Below are 10,692 nucleotides of genomic sequence, written 5' to 3' on the forward strand. Positions count from 1 at the left end.
GGAGGGGGTGCGCGGGGGGCGGCTTGGGGGCCGGGGTGGGTGCCGACGTGGTGGGGGAGGGGCTCGGCGTCGCGTCCGCCGGTGGGCACACCGGAAGCAGCGAGCTGTGCGCCAGCTCCTTGAGCTGGTTGATGGCCTCGTCCAGGGACCCGCCGGGCAGGCCGGCGATGACCTGCGTGCGTTCGGATTCGCGCAGGTCCTGGACCCGCAGGAGCTGACAGTTCAGCGTGTTCTCGGCCTCGCCGTAGCTGATCTGGGACAGCTCGTTGCGGTCGTTGATGCAGCCCACCAGAAAGGGTTCCTGCATGGCCACCCCCAGGATGGAGCCCTGGATCCCGCGCATGATCACGACCTTGCCGTCGTGTTCGGCGACGTAGTAGTTGTTGCGCACGATCTCACGGCCGACGGCCAGCCCGGCCAGCACCAGCAGCACCACCAGGACCGCCGCGATGATCGCCCTGCGCTTGGACCGGGGCACCTTGGCCGGCGGCTCGGGTTCGGCGACAACCTGTTTGGCCTCGGTGCGCTGCCGGTTGATGGCCGAGGCGCGGCCCGCCGCCGTGTTGGGCGGGGCCGTGTCGCTGTCCTGGCCGGACACCGCGCCGGCCAGGATCGGCTGGGTCTGCCCGTACTCGTAGTCCACCACGTCGGCGACCACCACGGTGACGTTGTCGGGACCGCCGCCGCGCAGGGCCAGTTCGATGAGGCGGTCGGCGCTCTCGGTGACGTCCTCGATCTGCAGCGCCTCCAGGATGGTGTCCTGGCTGACCGGGTCGGACAATCCGTCGGAGCACAGCAGGTAGCGGTCGCCGGCGCGGGCCTCGCGCACCGTCAGGGTCGGTTCGACCTCGTGTCCGGTCAGCGCGCGCATGATCAGGGAGCGCTGCGGGTGGCTGTGCGCCTCCTCGGCGGTGATGCGGCCCTCGTCGACCAGCGTCTGGACGAAGGTGTCGTCCTTGGTGATCTGGGTCAGTTCACCGTCGCGCAGCAGGTAGCCGCGCGAGTCGCCGATGTGCACCAGCCCCAACCGGTTGCCGGCGAACAGGATGGCGGTCAGCGTGGTGCCCATGCCCTCGAGTTCGGGCTCGGCCTCGACATGGGCGGCGATCGCGGCGTTGCCCTCGTGCACGGCGTCGTCGAGCTTGCCGAGCAGATCCCCGCCGGGCTCGTCGTCGTCGAGGTGGGCCAGCGCGGCGATCACCAGCTGCGAGGCGATCTCCCCGGCGGCGTGCCCGCCCATCCCGTCGGCCAGCGCCAGCAGCCGCGCCCCGGCGTACACGGAGTCCTCGTTGTTGGCGCGGACCAGACCCCGGTCGCTGCGGGCGGCGTATCGCAGAACAAGGCTCACGGGCGCAACTCAACTGCCGTCTTGCCGATATGTACCGGTGTCCCGATGGGAACTCGTACCGCTGTCGTCACCTTCGCCCTGTCGAGGTAAGTGCCGTTGGTCGATCCTAAGTCTTCGACGTACCACTCCGAACCCCGTTGGGACAGCCGCGCATGGCGGGTGGAGGCGTAGTCGTCGGTGAGGACCAGGGTCGAATCGTCGGCCCTGCCGATGAGCACCGGCTGGGTGCCCAGGGTGATCCGGGTCCCGGCCAGCGAGCCCTCGGTGACCACCAGGTAGCGCGGGGTGGTGCGCGCCTTGCGGGTCGGCAGGAGCGTGCCCCGCAGGGCCAGGCCGCGTCGCACCATCACCGCCCCGGTCGGGGCGTAGATGTCGTTGCGCAGAATACGCAGCACCGACCAGATGAAGACCCACAGCAACAGGAGGAACCCGGCGCGCGTCAGCTGCAGAACCAGTCCCTGCATCTGGCGTCCTTCCCGTCCTCGTGGCCTCCGCGTCCGGCGTCCCCGCGGGCCGTCGGCATGGTCACGATACTTGCCTGACCACCGCCACGGCGGACAAGCACCACCGTGTGCCCGGTACCGACCACACAGATCGGCGGGCCGGGCCGGCGGACGGCTTAATGAACGCGGACGACGATTTCGGAGTGTCCGAGCCGGATGACGTCGCCGTCGGCCAGCTGCCACTCCTGCACCGGCGCGTTGTTCACCGTGGTGCCGTTGGTGGAGTTGAGGTCGCTGAGCAGCGCCACCTGACCGTCCCAGCGGATCTCCAGATGCCGGCGCGACACACCCGTGTCGGGCAGCCGGAACTGGGCGTCCTGCCCGCGGCCGATGACGTTGGCGCCCTCACGCAGCTGGTAGGTGCGGCCGCTGCCGTCGTCGAGCTGCAGGGTGACCGTCGGCACCCCGGCCGGACGGTAGTCGCCGCCCTGGCCGTAGCCGGCGTAGCCAGCCTGGGCGGGCTGGCCGTACTCCTGGCCGTAGTCCTGCCCGTAGTTGTAGTCGCCGCGCGGCGGTTCGCCGTAGCCCTGGTCGGGGTAGCCGCGGCCGTAATCGGGCTGGGCGCCCGGCTGGGGGTAGTCGGGGCGGCCGTAGGCCTGCCCGCCCGGGTAGCCCTGCTCGTAGCCGCCCTGGTCGGGGTAGCCGGGCCGGGCCGGCGGGCGGCCGTAGTCCTGGCCGTAGTTGTAGTCGCCGCGCGGCGGTTCGCCGTAGCCGGGCGGGGGACCCTGCGGAGCGCCCTGAGGAGCGTAGCCGCGCTGATCGGGGTAGCCGGGGGGCTGGCGATAGCCGCCCTGGTCATAGCCGCCCTGCTCGTACCCGCCGGAGGGGGGATAGCCGCCCGAGGGCGGACCCTGCGGGGGGTAGCCGCCCGACGGCGGGCCGTATCCGGCGGGGGGCCGCTGCTCGTACTGCGGCGGGTAGCCGCCCTGGTCGGGGTAGTTCGGCCGGGGCGGGTAGTTCGGATCGCCCTGCGGGGGGTAGCCGCCCTGGTCGGGCGCCTGCGCGGCGCGCGGGTCATCCTGGGGGTGCCCGTAGCGCTCGTCGTAGTACTCATCGCCGGGAGCGGGGCCGGGCCGTCCCTGCCCCTGGCCACCGCGGTAGCTGGGATTGTCGGTCATCGGTACTCCTGGTTCTGCGGTCAATGCCTGGTCTGGTTGTGGCGGGGCGGGTTCGGTGCCGGCCGGTGCCGGATCGGCGTCGGGGGTGGCGTCGGGATTGACGACACCGCGAGCGCGCACCTGCCCCGTGTGCAGGTGCGCGGACTGCGCGAAGCGGACAACCACCTCACCATACGTTTGCCACCCTTGTTCGCCGATGTAGCCCCCGAGATGTTTGGCAAAAGTATCCGACGTGAGATCGGGATCGGCGATCACCTTCTCGTAGTCGGGCACACTGAGGGTAATGACGTATTCGTTGGGAGCCAAAAGTCGGCCGCCCTGCAGCGAGCGGACGCTGTCGGCGCATTCCCGGCGCAGCATCCCCTCGACCTCCTGCGGGACGATCGAGCCCCCGAAGACCCGGGCGAACGCGTCGCCGACGGTGGACTCCAGCTTGCGGTCGAACCGCTGAACAAGCCCCATCACACCGCCCGTCTTCTGTCTCGTGCCGGCCCACGGCCGGTCGCCCACCTCGACGACCACCCGGCGACGGTCCGCCTACGTGCACGGACATGCGTGTCGGGCCACCTAGAGGTAGTCCATGCATGGTATCGGTCGGTGCCGGGCACTCGTCACCATAAGAACTCTGAGAATCAGATAGTGGCAGGTCAGCCCGTTGCCGGGCCGGCCGTGGAGGTGCTTGACCGCCGGACGGCGATTTGGGATCGGACGTGGGTGCCGTGATACGCTCTGCCGGTTGTTTGGGCGAGTGGCGGAATGGCAGACGCGCTGGCTTCAGGTGCCAGTGTCCTTCGGGACGTGGGGGTTCAAGTCCCCCTTCGCCCACCAAGAGGAGTTCTACGAACTCCAGGCATGAAGGTCACGAATCAGAAATGGTTCGTGACCTTTGTGTTTTGTGGGGCACTACGGGCGGGAGTCATCTTGTCGGCGGTCCGGGGACTTCGGGCGCTAACTCCCGTTCTTGGCAGCCGGGTGGGCCTCTGCCGCGGGATAGCAGGGTGCTGAATGGCTCGACGTCCCCGCCCGACGATGCCGGGCTAGATACGTGAATCAGGTCCGACCTACGTCGGCTTGCCCTCCTATTCCGTAACCAATCTACGTATCGCGGTTGAGCGCACCGATTTCCCGGCCTGCGGACCTTCGACACGACAGGATGGGAACCGAACTGGCCGTTGCGGTATGCGCGAAGATGCTGGAACGGTAATTCGGACTAGATGGTGGGGGAATCTGCACTTGAGCAAGCTGGGCAATTTTGTGTGGGGGATCGCCGATCAGCTGCGCGGGGTGTACAAGCCGCACCAGTACGGCGGGGTGATTCTGCCGTTCACGATCCTGCGGCGCCTGGACTGCATCCTTGAGTCCACCCGCGACGAGGTGCGCACCCTTGCTGACAAGTACGGCGGCGGCGCGCTTGACGTGCAGGTCAAACGCAAGACTGGCTTGAGTTTGTACAACACCAGCGCCTTCGACTTCGCGACGCTGCTCAACGATCCCGAGGGTCTGCGGGCCAACCTGGTCGACTACATCACAGGATTCTCGGCCAACATCGACGTGTTCGAGCGCTACAAGTTCGAGAACGAACTGACCACCCTGGACGAGAAGAACCGGCTCTACCTGATCACTTCCAAGTTCGCGGAGGTCGACCTGCACCCCGACACGGTGCCCAACGCCGAGATGGACGACCTTTTCGAGTTCCTGATCTACAAGTTCGCCGAAGCATCGAATGAGGAGGCCGGCGAGCACTACACCCCACGCGACGCGATCCGGCTGATGGTCGACTTGCTGTTCGCTGTGGCAAACGAAGCGCTGCTTGAACCCGGAACGGTCCACTCCATTTACGACCCCACCGCCGGGACCGGCGGGATGCTCTCGGTGGCCGAGGAACGGCTGCTGGAGCGAAACCCGGACGCGCGGCTGCGGCTCTATGGCCAGGAGATCAATGACCAGTCCTACGCCGTCTGCAAGTCCGACATGCTCGCCAAAGGCCAGGATGCCGGCAACATCCGTCTAGGCGACACCCTCTCCGATGACCAGTTCTGGGACCGAACCTTTGACTTCTGCATGTCCAATCCGCCCTACGGGTTCGACTGGAAGGCGGTGCTGTGCTGCCAAAGTGCACAACGCCTCGCTCGAAAGGCTTAGCCATGGACGCTTACGACGACACTTCCTATCGTCCTGGAGGTCGGCATGCGAATTAGCCGCATCGAGATCGCGAATCACAGCCGAATTCGCGATCTCGCGCTTGAAGTGCGCGGTCACGCCGTCATTGTGGGTGCTAACGATGTTGGTAAGAGCTCAGTGCTGCGGCTCCTAAACCTGTTACTTGGCTCGACTACCGGCACGCTATATCAACAACTCGGGATCTCAGACCTGCGTGATCCAACGGCGGACCTTGCGGTGGAGGTCACGCTAATCGACTTCGACGACGCAGACCGCACCCTGTTCACAAGCGAAATTGATGTGAATGCGGCCGACAAGAGCGAGACGCTGCGCATACGGATGACAGTGAGTCCAGATCCCGACGATGCGCAAGGAGTAAATGTCCGTCGCTGGTTTCCAGATGCAGGGCATCAGCGCGCGCCGAGCCGCGATCAACTCCTTCGCATCGGATGGCGGTACTTGCCAGCGAACCGCAGCGCATCTTCGGCTGCCCTCGACGGTCCGAATAGCGCGTTGCAGACGCTGCTTCGCGCGATTGAACTTGGGACCGAACGCAGTGAGTTGGCCGACTTGCTCGCAGGATTCAATACCAAGCTAGAAGCCAGCACGGCAATCGGTGAACTTCGCGCCAATGCAGCATCACACCTCTCGAAGGCAATGCCGCGGACTGTCGGCAAGGACGACCTATCAGTGCGGACTGCCTCGGACCCCGACGAAGACGTACTGGGTGGTGTGTCGATGTTCTTCAAAGTTGACGACCAACACGTGCCGATGACTGCGCAGTCTGACGGTCTGCGCCAGCTCGTGTTGATGACGCTATTCGACTTAGCGGAGGGCACGGCGAACGTCGTATCCATCGATGAGCCCGAGCTCCATCTCCATCCATCCAGCCAACGCACCGTTGCGGAACTTTTTAGTACCGCCGGCAATCAGAAGCTGTTGGTAACGCACTCTCCGTTTATCGTGCAGCGCTTCGAGCCAGCTGACGTAATCGCAGTCAACCGCGACGGCGTCTGTCACCAAATTCCCAACGAAAAGCTTAGCGCGGTCGAGAAGGAACGCATCAACTGGTGGTCCCCACGCCTTATCGAAGTACTTACCGCCCGATACGTCGTTGTCGTTGAGGGACTCACTGATCGGGTCATTGTCGAACGAGCCGCCGAGCTGGCCGGGGTCGCGCTGGATCGTATTGGGGCGGTTGTCTTCGACATCGACGGCGCCCATAAGTTCCCCCACGTCTACCGCTTAATCGGCTCCGCTGGGTTCAACGTGCAGCTACTCGGCTTGGTCGACGAAAAGGAAAAGGCAGTGTGGCATGGCGCCATAGGCGGAAAGCCCGCCCGCGTCTTCGGCACCACGTTATTCGTCTCTGCCCCGGACCTCGAGGCCGAAGTCTGCGCCGCCTTCGGGGGTCCCGCCGCGGCCCAAGGGTTGATCGATGGCGGCTACTGCAAGAAGGACGACATTCTGAAATCGGCTGGCGTAGCGGAGCTCGACGCCGTCACCGCCGAGTCAGCGGCAGCATACTGCCGCGCTGGAAAGGTAAGCGCCGCAACTGCTTTAGCTTCACAACTGGACGTCGCAACCGCGGCTAACATATCCAGTGTCGACGCACTTCTGCAGCGCCTTGTCAGCCTGGATGGCGCCTCGTGACCAGTCCGCACGATACTCAACAGGTCGCTGCATCCAGCTCCGAGCCCAACCTGCTTGTGATCGCGCCGCCCGGATGCGGAAAAACCGAGCTACTCGCGATGCGTGCTGTCGAGCTAATCCCTAGGCTGCGTACTCACCAGAAGATCCTCGCCCTAACCTTTACCAACCGTGCGAAGGCCAATCTCAGCGAGCGGCTGCGACAACTCCTGGGACCTCAACGTTTCCGCCGTTACGTGACCGTGCACAACTTCCACGGACACGCGGCTGACCTCATCAAGTCTCATGGCCGCACCCTCGGACTTGACCCTGCGGCTCTGACATTTCCGACTACACAGACCCTCGGCAAGGCGCTGAAAGAGCTGTCTGCCGATGCCGATGCAAACCGTGCCGCAGAAGAGCTGCTGGGGAAGGTCAAACGCGAAGTCCGCAACGACGACGAGGTGGCCGCAGCGCTTGACCAGTCCGGCGATGCCCTCGCCGTTCGCGTCGAACGCGAGCGGGTCAGTCGTGGTCAGCTGCACTACGACGACTTACTACGCCACGCGCAGCAATTGCTGCGTATTGACGAGATTGCCAACCTCTACCAGCAGCACTACGGCGCTGTGCTTGTCGATGAGTTTCAGGACCTATCGAACCAGCAGCTCGACGTCGTCCTCCGCACGAGCACGATGTGGCGAACGTTCGCCGGCGACCCGCTCCAAGGGATCTACTCATGGGCTGGCGCCGATCCGACGAATGTCGAAGCTCGGCTGCGAGCCTTATGCGGCCAGCCGGTTGAGCTGACCGTCTCCTACAGGTCATCGCCGGCCGTCTTAGGTGTAGTGAATCGAATGGCCGCGACCATGGGTGCCAAACCGCTCACAGCATATGACCCGGATGCATGGCCCAGCGGCGGTGCCGCCGCGGCGCTGGCTTTCGGCGACCGCGCCGATGAAGCGGACTTCGTGTGCACGACCGCGGCCACTATCGCCGCGGCCGACTCCGCTGCGTCGATCGGCATCATCACACGGTCGGCGGGTCGTCGTACCGTCATTGACCAAACGTTCGCGGCCATGCCAGACGTGCTATGCCGGCGCTGGGACCTCGCGATCGATGACCCACTCATTCGCGATCGAATCCGTAGCGTAGTTTCCGGGCTGCCGAGAGGCGCTACCGTTGATGATGCACGACACGCCGCGCTAAAAGCACTGGACCCCAGCGACATTGACACTTCCGAAGATCTTGGCAATGCGTTCGACCAATTGGCCGAACAAGGCGGCGGCGACGCCTCCGTTCGGCAAGTGTTGTCGCGTTTTCGGCATGCCGACGATAGCGACATCGCTGTTGGGCCTGGCGTGCACTTGCTCAATGCGCACACGGGCAAGGGTCAACAGTTCGACTGGGCGTTCGTGTGCGGTCTGGAGGCTGGGCAGGTGCCTAGCTACTTCGCGAAGACCCCGGAGGCGGTCGCCGAGGAGAAGCGCGTCCTCTTGGTCATGTTGTCGCGTGCACGGCACGGTCTCGTTGTAACCCGCGTACATACGGCGAACGGTCGGTATGGACCGTTCCAGGTCGATGCGAGCCCCTGGTTCGCCGACCTCCAACCGTCTGCAGTCGTTAACAGCGAGCAACTGACCGGCCAAATAGACGCTCTCTATCAGAGTCGAGATGTGGAGGAAACTTCACGACACTGAGGTCTCTGTGTCGATGATTTGGGCGTGGCCTACACAGGGTGAGTCAGGCTCGGCTATCAAAAGGGAGGGGAGAAGCTTGCGGCGTTCTCCATCAGCGCAAGTAGCCACCGATGGGGTGACTTATACAAAGATGGTTCTTGAAACCCAGTTGAGGTGGCTATTTCGCGAGCAACCTACCGAGGACTATGGCATCGATGCACATACAGAGGTGGTTGACGGTGAGGAAGTTACGGGCCGTCTTCTTGCGCTCCAAATTAAGAGCGGATCGAGTTGGTTCAACGAGCCCGCACCGGGCGGCTGGTGGTTTCGGCCCGATACCCAACACGTTCACTACTGGCTGGATCACTCCTTGCCGGTTATCGCGGTTCTGTACGACCCGGCGATCCGGAAGTGAGGTTCCCCCGAAAGCGTGGAGGCATCGACAATAGGGGTCGAGATGCCAGAGAAACGGAAGAAGTACGACCGGGAGTTCCGTGAGGGTGCGGTCCGGATCGTCGAGGAGACGGGTAAGCCGATCGCTCAGGTCGCTCGTGACCTCGGGGTGCACGAGGGCACGCTGGGTAACTGGGTGACCCGTGCGCGGGAGGCCCGCGAGGGCCGCGGTGAGCTGACCTGCGATGACATGGACGAACTGAAACGCCTGCGCAGCGAGGTCGCCGAGCTGCGGATGGAGCGCGATGTCCTCAAGCGATCCGTGGTCCTGTGGGTGAAGGAGGCGACGAAGTGAGCGTGGCACGCTTCATCGCTGACCAGAGGACCAACTACCGGGTGCCCCATAGGTTCACCTGCGCACTGCTGGGGATCAGCGTGTCCTGGTTCTACAAGTGGCTGGGCCGTGCCGGCGATCCAGATGGGGTGCACACCGACACCGATCGGCGCCGCGCCGCCCTCGACGACGCCGTCAGGGCCGCGTTCGCCACGGCCAAGGGGTTGCACGGGTCACCACGGCTGGTGGCCGATCTGCGCGATCTGGGCTGGACGGTATCGGAGAAGACCGTCGCCGACTCGATGCGCCGCCAAGGTCTGATCGCGCGCAAGATCCGCCGCCGCGGCGGGCTCACCCGGCAGGACAAGTCCGCGCCGAAGTTCCCCGACCTGCTCAAACGGGACTTCACCGCGGCGGCGCCGAACACCAAATGGGTTGGGGACATGACCGAGATTCCCACCGCCTGCGGCAAGTTGTACTTGGCGACGGTGATCGATCTGTACAGCCGCCGACTGCTGGGTGCGGCGACCTCTCGGCATCCGGACGCCGCGCTGGCGTGTGCCGCGTTGGAGATGGCGGTGGCCGCCCGTGGTGGGCGGGAGGCGATCTGGTGTGACGACGAGGCCAAGCGGGTCATCTTCCACACCGACCGCGGCAGCACCTACACCGCCCAGGCGTTCCGGGCGCTGTGCACCACGCTGGGTGTGCGTCAGTCGATGGGCCGGGTGGGGTCGTGCTTCGACAACGCCGCTGCCGAGGCGTTCTTCTCGTCGTTGGAATGGGAAGTGCTGTCCCGCAACACTTTCAGTGATACACTTCAAGCGCGGGCCGTTGTCATCGACTGGTGTTACACGTTCTACAACCATCAACGACGCCATAGCGCCGCTGACGGGCTATCACCCGTCAACTACGAGATCAGGGAAAACCGACAGGAGCCGGAAGCGGCTTAAGAAACCCTCCACGATCTCGGGGGAACCACAGAAGTGCTTCTGGCAGGCGGTGACTCGGGCGACCCTTGAGCAAAGTAGCAGGGGTGGATGGAAACTGCTAATCCCTGGACGGCACCAGTTGAATGCGAGCGCTGCCGAGCAGCTCCGGGAATTAGCAGAGGGAGCTCCCTACGAGCTGCGTCTACGGCAGCTGCAACTTGCGAAGCCGTGGATGACGTTGTTAGAGAACGGTAACCGCCTTGTCGTGGATGTCGAGGAATGGGTCTGGCGTGTTCCCGCTGAATGAGTCCAACCAGTTCTAGAGTCCTGTGGCCCGATGTCGGGCCAGAAGGGACGATGAACACATGGCTGGTCGGAAGCGGAATTCTGCGGAGGACATCGTGCGCAAGCTGCGCCGGGCAGATGAGCTGGCTGCCGAGGGCAAGACCGGTGAGGAGATCGCGGCCGAGCTGGGGGTCTCGCCGGCCACGCTGTACAACTGGCGGCGCACCTACGGCGGCATGGATACCGACGCCGCCAAGGAACTCAAAGAGCTGCGCGAGCAGAACGCCCGCCTCAAGCGGCTGCTGGCTGACGCCGAA

At 64.7% G+C, this 10,692-nt stretch carries 9 protein-coding genes, 1 tRNA gene and 1 pseudogene; 8 read left to right on the top strand and 3 right to left on the bottom strand.

What is annotated here, in order from left to right:
• From CSR00_RS28010 to CSR00_RS28020, 3 genes are all read right to left on the bottom strand, one after another.
• A partial coding sequence (locus CSR00_RS28010) for a PP2C family protein-serine/threonine phosphatase (RefSeq protein ID WP_141564509.1) occupies positions 1-1,348 on the bottom strand: 1,348 nt, incomplete at its 3' end.
• Positions 1,345-1,812 (bottom strand): FHA domain-containing protein FhaB/FipA, encoded by a 468-nt coding sequence (locus CSR00_RS28015; RefSeq protein WP_099025649.1) that lies wholly within the window; start codon positions 1,810-1,812, stop codon positions 1,345-1,347. The genes CSR00_RS28010 and CSR00_RS28015, both read right to left, overlap by 4 nt.
• 155 nt (positions 1,813-1,967) lie before the next feature.
• Positions 1,968-3,431, bottom strand: coding sequence for an FhaA domain-containing protein (locus CSR00_RS28020; RefSeq protein WP_099025653.1), 1,464 nt, complete (start codon positions 3,429-3,431; stop codon positions 1,968-1,970).
• 280 nt (positions 3,432-3,711) lie between these two features.
• Here CSR00_RS28020 and CSR00_RS28025 point away from each other — a divergent pair.
• From CSR00_RS28025 to CSR00_RS28060, 8 genes and pseudogenes are all read left to right on the top strand, one after another.
• Positions 3,712-3,797: transfer RNA gene (locus CSR00_RS28025), tRNA-Leu, on the top strand.
• 405 nt (positions 3,798-4,202) lie between these two features.
• Positions 4,203-5,066: pseudogene (locus CSR00_RS28030) on the top strand (type I restriction-modification system subunit M); the annotation flags it as partial.
• Between the two features lie 90 nt (positions 5,067-5,156).
• On the top strand, positions 5,157-6,782 hold the full coding sequence (locus tag CSR00_RS28035) for an ATP-dependent nuclease (protein WP_099025650.1): 1,626 nt from the start codon (positions 5,157-5,159) through the stop codon (positions 6,780-6,782).
• A complete protein-coding gene (locus CSR00_RS28040) occupies positions 6,779-8,455 on the top strand; it encodes a UvrD-helicase domain-containing protein (protein WP_245906677.1) in 1,677 nt (558 codons plus the stop codon). Before CSR00_RS28035 ends, CSR00_RS28040 begins: the two co-directional genes overlap by 4 nt.
• Positions 8,456-8,468: 13 nt before the next feature.
• A complete protein-coding gene (locus tag CSR00_RS28045; protein WP_281259766.1) occupies positions 8,469-8,849 on the top strand; it encodes a DUF4365 domain-containing protein in 381 nt (126 codons plus the stop codon).
• A 42-nt stretch (positions 8,850-8,891) separates the two neighbouring features.
• Complete coding sequence (locus CSR00_RS28050) at positions 8,892-9,182, top strand: transposase (RefSeq protein ID WP_099025651.1); 291 nt, start codon at positions 8,892-8,894, stop codon at positions 9,180-9,182.
• Positions 9,179-10,111, top strand: coding sequence for an IS3 family transposase (locus CSR00_RS28055; protein ID WP_099025652.1), 933 nt, complete (start codon positions 9,179-9,181; stop codon positions 10,109-10,111). The genes CSR00_RS28050 and CSR00_RS28055 overlap by 4 nt, the downstream gene beginning before the upstream one ends.
• A gap of 344 nt (positions 10,112-10,455) precedes the next feature.
• Positions 10,456-10,692: transposase (locus CSR00_RS28060; RefSeq protein WP_141564510.1), on the top strand; the 237-nt coding region annotated here is incomplete at its 3' end.

Origin of the sequence: Mycolicibacterium palauense (assembly GCF_002592005.1) — a bacterium.
GTDB lineage: Bacteria > Actinomycetota > Actinomycetes > Mycobacteriales > Mycobacteriaceae > Mycobacterium > Mycobacterium palauense.